The following is a 15,506-nucleotide window of genomic DNA, read 5'->3' as shown; positions in this document are numbered from 1 at the left end:
GACACGCGAGCAATAAGCGCAAAACTCCTGGTCACAGCGTTGCCCCTGCTGGCGCGACCTCGACGGGTACGCCATTGAGGACCGCATTGCCCGACAGCGGGTCGAGCAGCGAGCCGTCGAGAAGCTGGTTGACGTTGACTCCGGGGTCGGTGGCGGCGTGACTCATACGGGTGCCCGGCCGGTCATGGCCCCAGCCGTGCGGAAGGCTCACGACTCCGCGCCGGATGCCGTCGGTGACCTCGGCAGGAGCCGTCACCTCTCCCCCGGCGCCCTTGATCCGTACGGCATCCCCGTCCGCGATCCCGAGGCGTGCGGCATCGTCGGGGTGGAGGTGCAGGGTGCAGCGATTGGTGCCGCCGGTGAGGGCGGGGATGTTGTGCATCCAGCTGTTGTTGGAGCGCAGATGACGGCGACCGATGAGGACGAGGCCGTCGGGACGGCGGCGCAGGGCGTCCCTGAGGCGTGGCAGGTCGTCGGCGATCGACTGCGGCAGCAGCTCCATGCGTCCGCTGCGGGTCTTGAGGGGCTGCGGCAGGCGCGGCTGAAGGGGTCCGAGGTCGATGCCGTGCGGCTGGTCCAGCAGCTTGTCCAGGTTCAGCCCTTCCCGTCGGGCGCCGAAGCCGTCGCCGTACGGGCCGAGGCGCAGCATCATGTCGAGCCGTCGCTCGGGGCCGTTGTCGCCGGTGAGAGCGGCGGCGAGCTCGCGGGGGTCACGGCCGTGCACTGGCGAGTGCGGTTCCTTGACGGCTTTGCCGAGGGTCTGGTCGATGACCATGGCGTCGACAGCGGAGGGGTCGGCGCCGTGCATGCCGGTGGCGGCGAGGACGAGCCGGGCGAGGATCTCGGTCTCGGCCATGCGGCCGGGTTCGAGGGGGACGGCGGCACGGGTGTAGCGGACCTGGTTGCGTACGGCGAGGGTGTTGAAGGCGAAGTCGTGGTGCGGGCTCTGCGAGGGCGGGGGCGGCGGCAGCACGACGTGGGCGTGGCGCGAGGTCTCGTTCAGGTACGGGTCGACGCTGACCATGAAGTCGAGCGAGTCGAGGGCCTTGTCGAGGCGGTCGCCGTCGGGTGCGGACAGGACGGGGTTGGCGGCGATGGCGATGAGGGCGCGGACCGGTTCGCCCTCGGCGGTGGCCGTGTCGATCTCCTCGGCGAGCGCGGCGATGGGCAGTTCGCCCTTGGCTTCCGGGTGGCGGCTGACCCTGCTGTGCCAGCGTCCGAGGGCGAAGCCGCGGCCGGGTCCGGCCGGCCGGGGCGTCTTGTCGGTGGCGGCCTGCGGGAAGAGCGCGCCGCCGGGCCGGTCGAGGTTCCCGGTGAGGATGTTCAGCACGTCGACGAGCCAGCTGGCCAGGGTGCCGTGCGGAACGGTGCAGCTGCCGATGCGGCCGTAGACGGCGGCGGTGGGCGCGGCGGCAAGTTCGCGGGCGAGCGTACGGATCGTACCGGCGTCCACGTCGCACGCCTCGGCGGCGGCTTCGGGAGTGAAGTCCCGTACGGCATGGGAGAGTTCGTCGAGCCCCTGGACCAGCTCGGCGAGTTCACCGAGGTCGGTCAGCTTCTCCTCGAAGAGGACGTACGCCATGGCCGCGAGCAGCAGGGCATCGGTGCCGGGTCGGACGGCGACGTGCCGGTCGGCGAGTTTGGCGGTACGGGTGCGCCGCGGGTCGATCACGGTGAGGGTGCCGCCGCGTGCCTTGAGGGCCCTGAGCTTGCCGGGGAAGTCGGGTGCCGTGCACAGGCTGCCGTTGGACTCCAGGGGGTTGGCGCCGATCAGCAGCAAGTGGTCGGTGCGGTCGAGGTCCGGTACGGGGATGGCGTGGGCATCGCCGTAGAGCAGACCGCTGGAGACGTGCTTGGGCATCTGGTCGACCGTGGAGGCCGTGAAGAGGCTGCGCGTGCCGAGGGCGCCGAGCAGTACGGGCGGATAGAGGGCGCCGGCCATGGTGTGAACGTTCGGATTGCCGAGGACGACACCGACGGCATGCGGCCCGTACGTCTCGACGACCGGCCGCAGCCCTGCCGCCACCGCGTCGAACGCCTCCTCCCAGGTGGCCTCGCACAGCTCACCGTCCTTGCGCACCAGTGGGGTGCGCAGCCGGTCCGGGTCCGCGTCCACGGCTCCGAAGGAGGCACCCTTCGGGCAGATGAACCCCTGGCTGAACACATCGGCTCGGTCACCTCGGGCGCCGGTCACCCGGGTGCCCTCGATGGTGAGCGTCAGACCACAGGTGGCTTCGCACAGGGGGCAGATGCGCAGGGCGGTGCGGGAGTCGGTGGTGGTGGACACGGGTCCTCCGGAAGGGTGGCGACGTCGGCACACGAACTGCCGCCGAGCATACCGACCGGTATGCACGGTGGGGAGGCCCCGCGAGAGTCGCGTCGGACACTCCCGTGCCGATCGGCCGCCGGTCAGGCTTCAGTCGAGCACTCGCGCCAGGTACGACCGCAGCAGCTCCCGCGTCTCCTCGATGATCCGTTCGTCGCCCGACGGGTCGAGACGGAAGGCGAGTTGGACGAGGGTGTCGGCGGCCTCGACGGCGACCAGGAAGGTGCGGCGGAGGTCGTCGTCGGGCGCGCGGTCGAGGTAGGCGGAGAGCATGTCGGTCAGGCGGTCGGCGACGCGGGTGTTGGGTTCGGCGTCGCGGGTTCCTACGGGGATCTGGTTGCCGAAGTCGACGAGGGCGAAGCCGGGCGCGGTGCGCTTCATGACGAGGTACTCGTCGAGCACGGCGTCCATGGCCGCGCGCCAGCCACCCTCCCCGTCCGCGGCTTCGAGACTGCGGGTGACGCGTTCGGCGTAGCGGTCGAGGTTGCGCTGGGCGAGTGCGTCGGCCATGGCGCGCTTGTTGCCGAAGAAGCGGTACACGGAGCCGATGGGGACGCCGGCGCGCACGGCGACGGCACGGGTGCTGAGGGCGTCGTAGCCGACTTCGTCTAGGAGGTCGGCGCAGGCGTCGAGGATCCTGGTCAGTCGTTCCGCGCTCCGGCGCTGGACGGGCGCGCGGCGCAGCGAGGTCGCTTGGGGCACGGGCATCATCATGCCTTTTCGCCGGGGTTCGGGGAACCGCGCCCCCAGTACTCCGGCCGGGGTCCCGCCCGCTCACCTGCGGGTCGGCGTGGGGCCGGTCGTGGGGGCTGACGGCACAGGATCGGAGACGGTGATGTCCGCGGTGCTCTCGACGGGTTCGCCGTCGACGGCCCACACGGTGTCGTCGTCGGCGTGGAGGCGCACGGTGATCTTGTGCGTGCCCCGGGCGACGAGGCTGCCGCTCAAGCGGTGGGTGGGGTCGCGGAGTTCGGCGACGGGACGGCCGTCCAGCCGCAGGAGGGCGTAGCCGCGCGCCTGAACGGCCGACTTCTTCACACCAGCCGGTGAGAAGCGGAAGTCGCCGAGGGTCAGGCGGACGTTCCAGCCGTTGCGGGCGTCGGGCAGCACTTCTATCCCGACCTCGGGGGCGCGCTTCTTGTCGACCTCGCGATAGTTCCGCCCCTCCTCGTCCGTGTCGTCCAGCACCTTGCCCACCGGCGACGGCTCGGCCCCGTCACCCTCGCCCGCACCGCCGCCCGCATCGCAGGCTGTGATTCCGGCGAGCAAGGCGCCGAAGAGGACACAGACCGCGAGCGCAGCGAGGAATCCGCGCGTCCACGACATGTGGGCGAGATTAGGGCACCGCTCTGACATGCGAATCCCCCTGAAGTCTGGTTCTTGGGTACTACAGCGGTCTTGGCGCGATCACGCCGTTCACCTCTCACCCACGTCTCGCGCACCTCCCCCCATCCCTTGCGAAGGGAAATCCCGAATCCTATGGTGTTGCATAGGAATAATCGGGATGCAGAGACCTTGGGTCACGGACAGGGAGCGATCATGAACGGGGATGCGCGGAAGACCGCTGAGGCATTGACGTACCTCTCGGGATTCGGAAATCAGCACAGTTCGGAAGCGGTGCCGGGCGCGCTGCCGATCGGCCGCAACTCGCCGCAGCGCGCACCGCTCGGGCTGTACGCGGAGCAGCTGAGCGGTTCGGCGTTCACGGAGCCGAGGGCGCACAACCGCCGCTCGTGGCTGTACCGGATCCGCCCGTCCGCCGCCCACCCGGCCTTCGCCCGCACCGGCAACGGCGCCCTCCGCACGGTGCCCTTCACGGAGACGGCGCCCGATCCGAACCGGCTGCGCTGGAACCCCCTGCCGGAGCCCGAGCCGGACACGGATTTCGTGCGGGGCCTGTGGACCCTGGGGGGCAACGGCGACGCCACGCAGCGCACCGGCATGGCCGTGCACCTTTATCACGCCAACTCCTCGATGCGGCGCGTGTTCAGCGACGCCGACGGCGAGCTGCTGATCGTGCCGGAACGCGGCGGGCTGCTGCTGCGCACCGAGTTCGGACTGCTGCACGCGGAGCCCGGAGATGTGGCGCTGATCCCTCGCGGGGTGCGCTTCCGCGTGGAGCTGCTCGACGCCGTGTCGAACGGCGGGCAGAGCCCGACGGTGCGCGGCTACGTGTGCGAGAACTACGGAGCGCCCTTCCAGCTCCCCGAGCTCGGCCCGATCGGTGCCAACGGCCTTGCCAACGCGCGGGACTTCCGGGCGCCGGTCGCCGCGTACGAGGACGTCGAGGGCCCGGTGGAGGTGGTGAACAAGTTCTGCGGCAACCTGTGGACCGCGACGTACGACCACTCGCCGCTGGATGTCGTCGCCTGGCACGGCAGCCATGTGCCGTATGTCTACGACCTGCGCCGGTTCAACGTGCTCGGCTCCATCAGCTACGACCACCCGGACCCGTCGATCTTCACGGTCCTGACCTCGCCGACGGACACCCCGGGCCTCGCGGGCGTCGACTTCGTGGTCTTCGCGCCGCGCTGGCTGGTGGGCGAGGACACGTTCCGGCCGCCGTACTTCCACCGGAATGTGATGAGCGAGTACATGGGGCTCATCGAGGGCGCGTACGACGCGAAGGCGGAAGGTTTTGTTCCGGGCGGGGGTTCGCTGCACAACATGATGTCGGCGCACGGGCCCGACAGGGAGACCTTCGACCGGGCGAGCGCCGCCGAGCTGCGTCCGCAGAAGGTCGACGACGGCCTGGCCTTCATGTTCGAGACACGCTGGCCGGTGGCTCTCACGGCACAGGCGGCACGGGCGGAACATCTGCAACGGGCGTACGACGATGTATGGCAGGGCCTCGAACGTCACTTCGGCCCGTTGCACTGAACACCCGTTGACCGGTACGGATACCTTCGTGACCTCATTCGCCCCGGACTCGATCGTCCTGAACCGCAAACTGCCGCTCTGGTATCAGGTGTCGCAGTCCCTGCGTGCCTCGATACTCGGGCGGTCGCCGGAGGACCCACTGCGCCTGCCCACCGAGGAACAGCTGGCGGGGCACTACGGGGTCAGCGTGCTCACCATGCGCCAGGCGCTCAAGGAACTGGAGGACGAGGGGCTGATCACCCGCCATCGCCGGCGCGGCACGTTCATCGAGCCGAGTGCGCAACGAGGCGCGCCGGTGCGGCTGCTGGGCTCGGTGGACGCGATCGTGGCTCAGCAGTCGGGCATGACGACGGAGCTGCTCAACCATGGCACGGTGCCTGTGTCGTCCGAGCTCGCCGAGCACTTCCCGGAGTTGGCCGAGGTGACGATGTATCACCGGCTGCGCAGCGACGAGAAGACCGGTGAGCCGACGAACCACGCGCGCAACTATGTGCGGCCCGAACTGGCCGAGCGCATCTCCCTGGACGACCTGGCCCGCTGGCCCATGACGAAGGTGCTGCGGGATGTCGTTGGCATGCGGATCAGCCGTATCACCGACACGGTCGAGGCTCGGCTGGCCGATCCGGAGACGGCTCGGCTGCTCGAGGTGCCGTTGCTGAGTCCGATTCTGCGGTACACGGGTGTCGCCTGCGGTGACTCGGGTCAGGTACTGGATGTGGCGGTTATCCAGTACCGGGGCGACCGGTTTTCGTTCACGGTCACGCTTGAGGCGTAGGCGCTCCGCTGGGTTGGGCGGGTGGGTTCGTTTTCGGCTGCGGGTGCGTTGTGGTTGCTCGCGCCCACGCGGCGGAGCCGCACATTGATACGGCCTCGCGCCCCTGGGTTCGTTGGGGGTCGGGGCCGTGGGCCGGTGCGTCAGCCCGTCGCAGGGTGGGCATACGGCCCTCCGGCTCCCACACGGCGCGGGTGACCTGAGACAGAACCCACGCGACGGGCATACGACGCACCGGCCCACGTCCCCTCCCGCCGGTGGGAGAGCGCGGGTAGTCGGGGGTACGGGCTTTCAGGGCGCCAGGTTGCTCGGGGCGCGGGGAGTCGCAGGCTTTTGCCTTTCAGGGGTGCGGGGCTGTGACATTAGCGGCTCCGCCGCGATGGAGGTCCCCCCGCTCGAGCGGAGCCGAGAGCGGCGGAGAAGCCGAGAGTGGGGGAGCGACCAGCCACGACGGGCCCGCAGTCGCCCATGAACCGAACCCGCCCCTCGGGTAGGCGCCCCCGACAGCGGCGCTGGTCGCGTCGTAACATGCCGAGCGTGACGCACGACGCTCCGCTGCTCGCGGACCTTATGCCGTGGTCCGTCGCACCGCCTCGGCTGGGCCGGGGGTGGCCGACGGCGCCCGACGCGGCGTCCCTGAAAGCGCGCTGGGACGCGTTTGTGAAGGCCGAAGGGGCCGATCGGGAGGCCTTGTTCGGCGTCACTCGTGCACGGAACCTCCACTCGGCGGTCGCCGCGCTGCCGGGCCAGGCCGGCGGAACGGGGCGGCTGGCCCGTGCGTCGGGGCCCTGCACGGAGCCCGTACGCGTGCTGCACGGGCCGTTCGACGAGCAGTGGCTGATCCCGGACCACCGGTTGATCGACGCGGCCCGCCCGGAGTTGTGGCGGGTGGCGGACGAGCGGCAGGTGTTCGCCGTCGAGCAGGCGCCTGCTCCGGACGGGCCCGCGCTGCTCGTCGCTTCCGTGCTGCCCGTTCTCCCGCCGCAGCCGCGGCAGACGAAGAGCGCCCCCACGGCCCGCCCCGGCCGCATCCGCCCCCTGTACCGCCGCCCCGAGGGCCTCGAACCGAACCTCGCGCCGGGCCTCGTGGACCACCTCGCCAAGCGCCTGGGCCACTCCCCCGCTCCGCTCGACGTCCTCGCCTGGACCGTGGCGGTGGCACGCCCCGGCCCCGACGGTTGCACCGTCCCGCTCACAGCCGCCCCCGAACTCTGGGCGTACGGCACCGAGTTGGGCCATCGCATGCTCTGGCTGATGCGCCGCGACGGCGACCGCCCCAAACTTCCCGGCGGGCGGCGCCCGTACGTACGCGCCCCGCTCCCCGCGCGCCCTGTCGAACTCCACTACGACCGCGACGAGGAGACTCTCCACCTCGACGAGGGCCGCATCTCCCCCGTACCGCCCGCCGCCTGGGACTTCGAGGTGGGCGGCGCCCGGGTCCTGGAGCAGTGGTTCACTGCCCGGACCACTTCCCCGGAGCCCGGCACACTGGAGGCGATCCGCCCTGCCACATGGCCCCAGACATGGACATCCGAACTGCTCGAGCTGATCACGGTGTTGGCACTGCTGGCGGAACTGAGGCCTCAGCAGACGGAGTTGACACTGCAGGCTCCGGTGACCGCGGGCGAGCTGCGCAAGGCGGGCGTACTCCCGGTGCCGGACACGGCACGCAGGCCCGCCTCCGTACTCGACCACCACGAAGAGGGTCCTGAAGGACAGTTCGCCCTGCTTTGACCGGGACTTGGCGCCCCACGCTCAGCGCTTCGGGTCGAACGCGTCCAGGACCCTGCCGAGCGCCCGCTCGAACACCGCCTCCAGGTCGATCGGCCCGGAGGCCTCCATGAAGGCCGCGGCCAGCCGCGGATACGCGCCTGTGGCCACCTGACTGCCGAGGTAGGCGATACGAACCGCGTTCTCCTCCTCCTCGGACCAGGGCATCGCCCGGGCGCGCTCGGCGGTGGCCAGCTCGTTCGCGGTGTACGTCGTCACGACTCCGTTGAGCAACGCGACCATTTCCATCTTCGTGCTGTACGGGAGGTCGAGCGGTTCGAGGCAGGCCAGGCAGTGCTCCAGATAGCGCAGGGTGTTGGGGCTGAAGCCGTAGACACCCATCATCAGGCGCGGCACCCAGGGGTGGCGGTGCATGATGACGCGGGTCTGATGGGCGTTGCGGAGCATGTCGGCGCGCCAGTCGCCCGAGGGATCCTCGAAGTTGTGCTCGGCGCCGACGGCGTCGATCATCAGCTCGTACAGGTCCTCCTTGCGCGGCACGTAGTTGTAGAGCGACATCGTCCCGCAGCCCAGCTCGGCCGCCACGTGCCGCATCGACACCGCCTCCAGCCCCTGCGCGTCCGCGATGCGCATCGCTGCCGCCGCGATGTCCGCGCGGGTGTACGCAGGGCGCGGACCGCGCCCCGTGCGCTCGGGGCGGCTCCAGATCACTTCGGGTACGGCCTTGCGCCCTGCCATGAGTCGATCACCTCGTGACCATCCTAGTTACGTACAGCGTACGTAATGCGCTATGGTCGACCCATGACTTCTACGTACGCCGTACTTAGTGAAGGCATCGAAAAGCGTTTCCGTGAGGTACGGGCCCTGCGCGGGCTCGATCTGGCGGTCGCCGAGGGCACGGTCTGCGGGATACTCGGGCCGAACGGCGCGGGCAAGACCACGGCCGTACGGGTCCTGACCACGCTGCTGCGACCCGACGCGGGGTCGGCGCGGATCGCGGGTCACGACCTCGTACGGGAACCGGACGCGGTCCGCCGCGCCATCGGCGTGACGGGCCAGTACGCCTCGGTCGACGGCGACCTCACGGGGCGGGAGAACCTGCGGCTCTTCGCAAAACTGCGCCGCGCCCCGAAGGCGCACGCCCGCGCCGACGACCTCCTCGACCGCTTCGAGCTCACCGAAGCCGCGGACCGGCCCACGTCCACCTACTCGGGCGGCATGCGGCGCCGCCTCGACCTGGCCGCAAGCCTGATCACGCGGCCCGCGGTGCTCTTCCTGGATGAGCCGACGACCGGGCTCGACCCCGCCAGCCGCAACCAGATCTGGCAAGCGGTGCGTGACCTCGCCGCGGACGGTACGACGGTGCTGCTGACCACGCAGTATCTGGAGGAGGCCGATCAACTGGCCGACGACATCGCGCTGGTGGACGAGGGCAGGGTTGCCCACAGCGGCTCGCCCGCCACGCTCAAAGCACTCATCGGCTCGTACGCGGAAGTTGTCGTCGCCCACGCTGACGCCATGCCCCAGGCGGCGGTGGTGCTCGACCAACTCACCGGCGCAGAACCACACTTCGACCACGAGCGGCACGCTGTCGGCGCCGTCACCACAGATCCGACGCTCACACTCCCCCGCCTGGTACGCGAACTCGACGCCGAGGGTGTGCCGTTGCTCGACGCGAGCCTGCGTCCGCCGAGCCTCGACGACGTGTTCCTGCGCCTGACCGACAGCCCGACCGACCGTAAGGACTTGGTGGCATGAGCGCCCTCGCGTACGACACAACGGCCATGCTCGGCCGGCAGCTTCAGCGGGTCCGGCACAATCCCGGGTTGCTGATCCTCACTCAGACGATGCCGATCACGATGCTGCTGTTCTTCGGCTATGTCTTCGGCAGCGCGCTCGCCATGCCGGGCGCCGAGTACCGCGCGTTCCTGGTGCCGGGGCTGCTGGTGGCGACCGCGGCGAACGGGATCATGACGGGGATGTTCCAGGCGGCCGGGGACTCGCACCGGGGCGTGATGGACCGCTTCCGTACGCTGCCGATGAGCCGGGCCGCGGTGCCGCTCGGCCAGGCGGCGTCCGATCTGGTGCTGACCGCCGCGGGGATGGTGCCGCTGCTGCTGGTCGGGCTCGCGGTGGGCTGGCGGATCGAGGGGTCAGCGGCTGAGGCCGTGGCGGCCGTCGCGTTGCTGATGCTCTTCCGGTTCGCGATGACGTGGATCGGGATCCTGCTCGGGCTCGCGTCCAAAAGCGAGGAGGCAGCAGGGCAGTTGGGCGGGGCGACCTTCATCCTGCCGCTGCTGTCCAATGCGTACATCCCGACGGACAATCTGCCGGGCTGGCTGCGCACGGCGGCCGAGTGGAATCCCATCAGTGCGGTGACGACGGCGGTACGGGACCTGTTCGGGAATGCGCCGGTGCCGGAGGGTGCCGCCTGGCCCGTGGCGCATCCGGTGGCGGGGTCGCTGGCCTGGTGCACGGTGCTGATCGCGGTGTTCCTGCCGCTCGCCGTCCGCCGGTACGCGACCGGCGGACGCTGAGCGTCAGCTCCTGTGCCTGCGGACGAGTTCGCACCGCGGGTGGGAAGGCGGGATGCGAACGTGTTCGGGGCGGTTGCCGGTCAGCTCAGCGACCGGGGTCGCCGGTCAGCGGCCGCCGAACAGGGATCGGCGCAGTCGGCGCAGGGGCGCGAAGAGAGAGACCCGCCGCACTCGTGCGCGCCTGCTGTTGCGCTCCTGCGTGTGGTCACGTGCGGTGAGTTCACGCATCAGCGAGGTCGCCTCGGTCGTCTCTCCCTGCGGGATGGCGGGGCCACCCAACACCGAGAGATGGCGGTCGAGGCGCGAACTGGTCGCGCTGCTCCCGCAGGTGATCGCAGGGACTCGCGCCCTGCCACGCACTGTTATCTGTTCCATGTCACTCCCCACCCATACGAGGGCACCCGGCCCGGGCAGGTTAACCCTATCGCTCCCTCATGACACTCGTGTATCCCGGGCGCAGGATTCACCTTCTCCGTAAGGCAGTTGACGATCACTCTCCGAATCCAACTGATTTCAGGGCAAGTTGGACAACTGGTGCGGATGTGGGCTGTGGAGAGCCGCCCTGCGGCTCGACGGTGACGGCGAGTGAGGTCGCGTCCGGATTCAAGTCGGTGGCGAGCAAGGGCGTGTCGCCCTCGAACAGGCCCAGGGAGCGCGGTTGGACCTCTGGTCGCATGAGCCACAGTTGGTGAACCCTTCCGTTCGTGGGTGCGCCGAGGCCCGCTGGGGTGACCACGGCGGCGCGCTTAGAGGCGGACGCGACGACGTTGATGCTCTGTCCGCCCGAGATGCGTCCGGCGCTCGCGGCGGCATCCGGAGCCGCGAGAATGTTGGCGATCTCACGTGCCTGGGTCCGCTCCTGGTCGAGCTGGTCCTGGGTGCGGGACGCCTGGACGCCGAACAGCGCGGCGACGACGAGCGCCGCCGCGGCGGTGGTGGCGGCGAGCGGGGACAGCAGGCCGTGCAGACGCGAGGGGCGCGGCCGCACGGCACGCATCCCGGGCAGCGGCTGCTGTGCCGCGCGCGGGTGGGGCTGTGGGCCGGGGGCGGTCTCCTGGGGCGTTGTCCGTACGGCCATGAGGACCCGGTTGCGCATCGCGGCCGGTGGCGGTGCGGCCGTGTTCCAGGCGAGGCGGACCGCGTCCTCGCGCAGGAGGCGCACCTCGGCGGCGCAGCGGTCGCAGCGCTTCAAGTGCTTCTCGAAACGCTGGTGTTCGCGCGGCTCCAGGGCGTCGAGGGCGTACGGGGCGGCCAGCGAGTGCAGTTCGCTGCGCCTGAAGAGGACGGTCATACGGCACCTCCCAGGCATTCGCGCAACCGCGTGAGTCCGTCGCGCATGCGCGTCTTGACCGTGCCGAGCGGTAATGAGAGGCGCTCGGCCACTTCACGGTACGTGTAGCCGTCGTAGTAGGCGAGGGTGACGGACTGGCGTTGCAGTGCGGTGAGCCGGTCCAGGCAGCGGCGTACCCATTCGCGTTCGAGGCCGGCCTCGACCTCCTCGGCGACCTGGTCGAAGGCGGGCCCGTTCGCGCGCTGGGCCTCGCGCATCTCGCGTTCGCCGGCCGCGCGGGCGCTGCGCACCCGGTCCACCGCGCGGCGGTGCGCGAGGGTGAGGACCCAGGACAGCGCGCTGCCTCGGCCGGGGTCGTAGCGGGCGGCGGAGCGCCAGAGTTCGAGCAGCACCTCCTGGGCCACCTCCTCCGACTGGGCCGGGTCCCGCACCACGCGGCGCACCAGACCGAAGACCGGTCCGGACACCAGGCCGTACAGATCCTCGAAAGCCTTCTGGTCGCCTTTGGCCACGAGCACCAGAAGTTCGTCCGCCTGCACCCGTAACCCCCTCTCCTGGCCGCGTATCGGCCTGTGCCGACAGTCAAGCATTCGGCGCGAGCGCCCCTTCGGATGGGGTTACGGATCAACTCGTCGAAAAACGCGGGGAAACTCGAACCAATCCGCCCGCCCGACGGCGCCGAATGGCGTGTGTCAGGCAACAAAACACGCGGCAACGAGCGCCGGGGCCGAGCGGACCACACCGTCCGTCGCCTCTCGCCAGAACCGCGGGAACGCAGCTTGTAACAGAGGACGGACGGCATGACACCTAACACCCGCAGGATCGTGGGACGCAGGAGCCTCACGACCCTCGTCTGTGGTGCGCTGGCTGCCGGGGGGCTAGCAGCCGCCGGCGTGACCGCGCTCGAACCGGGAGCGGCGAGCGCCTCCAGCCACCGGGAGGCCCCGCTGATCTCGGGGACGCCGCAGTTCGACAACACGGACCTGTACGCGTTCGTGAGCCCCGACGCCCCGGACACGACGACGATCGTGGCGAACGTGATCCCGTTCGAGGAGCCGGCGGGCGGACCGAACTTCTACACGTTCGCGGAGGACGCCCAGTACGACATCCACATCGACCAGGACGGGGACGCGCAGGGCGATCTGCTGTTCCGGTACACGTTCGACACGCACGTCAAGAACGACAAGAGCTTCCTGTACAACACGGGGCCGGTCGAGAGCCTGGACGACCCCGACCTGAACATCACGCAGACGTACGACCTCCAGCTGCTGAAGCTGAAGGACCAGAAGCTCGTGAAGCGGACGTACGTCGCGGACGACGTGCCGGTCGCGCCGTCGAACGTCGGCAAGGCGTCGATGCCGGACTACGCCAAGCTGCGCGACCAGGCGGTGAAGGAACTCGGGGGATACGAGGCCAAGACCTTCGCGGGTCAGGCGGACGATCCGTTCTTCGCGGACCTGCGGGTCTTCGACCTGCTGTACGGCGGGAACCTGTCGGAGGTCGGCAACGACACGCTCAAGGAATACAACGTCAACTCCATAGCCCTGCAGCTGCCGAACGAGCTGATCCAGGAGTCGGCCGAGCAGCCGGTCGTCGGAATCTGGTCGACGACGAACCGCAAGGGCGCGGACGGGAAGTTCAGGCAGGTCTCGCGGCTCGGGAACCCGCTGGTGAACGAGGTCGTCAACCCGATCAAGGACAAGGACACGTTCAACGCGTCCGCGCCGTGGGACGACGCGCAGTTCCTGAAGAACGTGACCGAACCGGAGCTGCCGAAACTCATCGAGGCGATCTACAAGATCCCGGCGCCGGACGAGCCCAGGAACGATCTCGTGGACGTCTTCCTGAAGGGTGTGCCCGACCTCAACCAGCCGCCGCACGTACGGGCTTCGGAGATGCTGCGGCTCAACACCTCGATCAAGCCTGCGGCCAAGCCGAAGCGGCTCGGAGTGCTGGACGGCGACAACGCGGGCTTCCCGAACGGGCGCCGTCTCACCGACGACGTGATCGACGCCTCGCTTCAGGTCGTCGAGGGCGAACTCCTCGGCGCCAAGAACGACTTGGGCGACGCGGTCGACAAGAACGACCAGGAGTTCGAGAAGGCGTTCCCGTACGTGGCCCAGCCGACGGCGGGCTCGCGCGGTCCGCTGGCCAAGGGCACGGACGGTACCAAGGGTGACGTTCGCAACCAGCTCGGCGACGCGCTGACGCCCGCCGGCACGAGCGGCACCGGCATGGAGGACACCACGCTGATCGCCGTCTCGGCGGTGTCGGGCGCGGCCGGCTTCCTGCTGATCGGCACCGGCCTCATGTGGTGGCGCAGCCGCCGCCGGATCCGCGGCTACTACTAGCCGCCCCCCAACTGGCGCGGCCCGTAACCACCCATCCCCCACGGCGCGGGCCGCGCCTTCACGTCACACAACCGCACCTGCACAACCGCATTTTCAGGACATTGAGGAGAGGGCATGTCCCCGCGCGAGAACGAGGACGGCGCCACCGAGGCCGATCAGCAGACGGCCCACACGGACGCCACCGCGCCCACCGAGGGCGAGGACTCGCCCCGAGCCACCGAGCCCACACCGGGTTCCGCCCCGGGCCGCCCCGAGGCGGCGCCGGAGTCGCGGCGGGCTCGGGTGTTGCGGCTGGCCGCTTGTGCCGTTGCACTCGCCGTTGCGATGACCGCCGGGGCCGTGGTGATGGGATCCCGGGATGACGGTGGGGTGGGGGCCGTGGCCTCCGTGCCCGGGACCGCGCCCGAGTTGTTGGCAGGGGGCAATCTCAATGACAGCATCTCCGCTCTCCAGGGGCATCTGAAGGCGCAGCCCAAGGACTTCAACGGGTGGGCCACGCTCGGCGTCGCGTACGTCGAGCAGGCGCGCACCAACGGCGACCCGTCGCGTTATCCGCAGGCGGAGCGCGCGCTCGACCGTTCGCTGAAGCTGCGGCCCGACAACGACCCGGCGCTCGCGGGCCGTGCGGCGCTGGCCGCCGCGCGGCACGACTTCCCTGGGGCGCTGCGGTACGCGGAAGACGCACTGGAGCAGAACCCGTACAACGAGCGGGCGTTGTCCTCGCGGATCGACGCCCTGGTCGAACTCGGCCGCTACGACGAGGCGTCGAAGACCTCCGACGAGGCCGACGCCCGTCGCCCGGGGGTCCCCGTCTTCACCCGGTACGCCTACGTACGCGAGCTGCGCGGCGACGTACCCACCGCGCGACGCGTCCTGGAGCAGGCACTCAGCAGTGCCACGGCACCCGGAGACGTGGCATACGTGGCAACCTCCCTCGGCCAACTCGCCTGGCGCGAGGGCGAGTACGAGATCGCCCTGAAGCACTACGCGCGGGCGCTGCAAGCAGATCGCACCTACCTCCCCGCCCTGGAGGGCCGCGCCCGCGCCCAGGCCGCGAACGGCGACCCGGCGGCGGCGATACGCGGCATGGAGGAGGTCGTGGCCGGCTTTCCGCTGCCGGGCCCGCTGGTCGCGTTGGGCGAGATGTACGAGGCCCGCGGCGCCGAGGGCGACAAGGCGAAGGCCCGCGACCAGTACGCCCTGGTCGACGCGTGGACCGCGCTGGCCCGCGCGAACGGCGTCAACGCCGACCTCGACACGGCCCTCGCGGCAGCGGACCACGGCGACCGCAAGTCCGCCCTGCGCGCCGCGAAGGCGGAGTGGGACCGCCGGGAGACCGTGCACACCGCGGACGCCCTCGCCTGGGCCCTCCACGTCAACGGCCGCGACGAGGAAGCCCTCCCCTACGCCCGCCGCGCCACAGCCACCGGCTACGGCGACGCCACCTTCCTCTACCACCGCGGCATGATCGAACACGCCAACGGCAACGAGAAGGAGGCCCGCGACAGCCTGTCGTCGGCACTCGAACTCAACCCGGGCTTCTCCCCGGTGGGAGCGAAAGCGGCCCGCACGGCCCTGAACGAGCTGGGCGGTGCCAAGTGAGCACAGCGGCAGGCCT

14 protein-coding genes are annotated in these 15,506 nt (G+C 70.3%); 7 read left to right on the top strand and 7 right to left on the bottom strand.

Translation table 11 applies throughout. The features are described from left to right. Positions 1 to 31: 31 nt before the first annotated feature. The 3 genes from ACFYO0_RS16525 to ACFYO0_RS16515 form a co-directional block, all read right to left on the bottom strand. Positions 32 to 2,287 carry a molybdopterin oxidoreductase family protein gene (locus tag ACFYO0_RS16525; RefSeq protein WP_388675738.1) on the bottom strand — a complete coding sequence of 752 codons (2,256 nt, stop codon included), beginning with the start codon at positions 2,285 to 2,287 and terminating at the stop codon, positions 32 to 34. Positions 2,288 to 2,416: 129 nt separating this feature from the next. After that, complete coding sequence (locus ACFYO0_RS16520) at positions 2,417 to 3,037, bottom strand: TetR family transcriptional regulator (RefSeq protein WP_388676566.1); 621 nt, start codon at positions 3,035 to 3,037, stop codon at positions 2,417 to 2,419. A gap of 63 nt (positions 3,038 to 3,100) precedes the next feature. Continuing rightward, a complete protein-coding gene (locus ACFYO0_RS16515) occupies positions 3,101 to 3,652 on the bottom strand; it encodes a hypothetical protein (RefSeq protein ID WP_388675736.1) in 552 nt (183 codons plus the stop codon). A 213-nt stretch (positions 3,653 to 3,865) separates the two neighbouring features. Between ACFYO0_RS16515 and hmgA the strand changes: the two genes are divergently transcribed. The 3 genes from hmgA (at position 3,866) to ACFYO0_RS16500 (ending at position 7,712) form a co-directional block, all read left to right on the top strand. After that, complete coding sequence (gene hmgA, locus ACFYO0_RS16510; RefSeq protein WP_388675733.1) at positions 3,866 to 5,206, top strand: homogentisate 1,2-dioxygenase; 1,341 nt, start codon at positions 3,866 to 3,868, stop codon at positions 5,204 to 5,206. A gap of 28 nt (positions 5,207 to 5,234) precedes the next feature. Further along, the gene (locus ACFYO0_RS16505; protein ID WP_388675731.1) at positions 5,235 to 5,981 is read left to right on the top strand and encodes a GntR family transcriptional regulator; all 747 of its coding nucleotides are present in this window, start codon (positions 5,235 to 5,237) and stop codon (positions 5,979 to 5,981) included. A gap of 525 nt (positions 5,982 to 6,506) precedes the next feature. Continuing rightward, entirely contained in the window at positions 6,507 to 7,712 is a 1,206-nt protein-coding gene (locus ACFYO0_RS16500) for a type ISP restriction/modification enzyme (protein WP_388675728.1), read from the top strand. A gap of 21 nt (positions 7,713 to 7,733) precedes the next feature. Here the strand turns inward: ACFYO0_RS16500 and ACFYO0_RS16495 are convergent, their stop codons facing one another. Beyond that, a complete protein-coding gene (locus ACFYO0_RS16495; protein ID WP_388675725.1) occupies positions 7,734 to 8,447 on the bottom strand; it encodes a TetR/AcrR family transcriptional regulator C-terminal domain-containing protein in 714 nt (237 codons plus the stop codon). A 63-nt stretch (positions 8,448 to 8,510) separates the two neighbouring features. Between ACFYO0_RS16495 and ACFYO0_RS16490 the strand changes: the two genes are divergently transcribed. Continuing rightward, positions 8,511 to 9,467: an ATP-binding cassette domain-containing protein gene (locus ACFYO0_RS16490; protein WP_388675722.1), complete on the top strand. Its 957-nt coding sequence runs from the start codon at positions 8,511 to 8,513 to the stop codon at positions 9,465 to 9,467. Then, entirely contained in the window at positions 9,464 to 10,246 is a 783-nt protein-coding gene (locus ACFYO0_RS16485; protein WP_388675719.1) for an ABC transporter permease, read from the top strand. Before ACFYO0_RS16490 ends, ACFYO0_RS16485 begins: the two co-directional genes overlap by 4 nt. Before the next feature lie 105 nt (positions 10,247 to 10,351). Here the strand turns inward: ACFYO0_RS16485 and ACFYO0_RS16480 are convergent, their stop codons facing one another. From ACFYO0_RS16480 to ACFYO0_RS16470, 3 genes are all read right to left on the bottom strand, one after another. Next, a complete protein-coding gene (locus ACFYO0_RS16480) occupies positions 10,352 to 10,621 on the bottom strand; it encodes a hypothetical protein (protein ID WP_033324109.1) in 270 nt (89 codons plus the stop codon). 115 nt (positions 10,622 to 10,736) lie between these two features. Next, positions 10,737 to 11,537 carry an anti-sigma factor domain-containing protein gene (locus tag ACFYO0_RS16475; protein ID WP_388675717.1) on the bottom strand — a complete coding sequence of 267 codons (801 nt, stop codon included), beginning with the start codon at positions 11,535 to 11,537 and terminating at the stop codon, positions 10,737 to 10,739. Continuing rightward, positions 11,534 to 12,076: a sigma-70 family RNA polymerase sigma factor gene (locus tag ACFYO0_RS16470; RefSeq protein WP_386344277.1), complete on the bottom strand. Its 543-nt coding sequence runs from the start codon at positions 12,074 to 12,076 to the stop codon at positions 11,534 to 11,536. The genes ACFYO0_RS16475 and ACFYO0_RS16470 overlap by 4 nt, the downstream gene beginning before the upstream one ends. Positions 12,077 to 12,337: 261 nt before the next feature. On the opposite strand from ACFYO0_RS16470, the gene ACFYO0_RS16465 reads away from it, so the two are divergent. Both ACFYO0_RS16465 and ACFYO0_RS16460 read left to right on the top strand, forming a co-directional pair. Next, positions 12,338 to 13,888 (top strand): DUF4331 domain-containing protein, encoded by a 1,551-nt coding sequence (locus ACFYO0_RS16465; RefSeq protein ID WP_388675714.1) that lies wholly within the window; start codon positions 12,338 to 12,340, stop codon positions 13,886 to 13,888. A gap of 114 nt (positions 13,889 to 14,002) precedes the next feature. After that, positions 14,003 to 15,490, top strand: a complete 1,488-nt coding sequence (locus ACFYO0_RS16460) for a tetratricopeptide repeat protein (protein ID WP_388675711.1) — start codon at positions 14,003 to 14,005, stop codon at positions 15,488 to 15,490. Positions 15,491 to 15,506 lie beyond the last annotated feature (16 nt).

Origin of the sequence: Streptomyces sp. NPDC006365 (genome assembly GCF_042870755.1) — a bacterium.
In the GTDB taxonomy this organism is placed as follows: Bacteria; Actinomycetota; Actinomycetes; order Streptomycetales; family Streptomycetaceae; genus Streptomyces; species Streptomyces xiangluensis.
The sequence above is the reverse complement of the archived record's forward strand: the minus strand, read 5'-3'. Positions and strand labels throughout refer to the sequence as shown.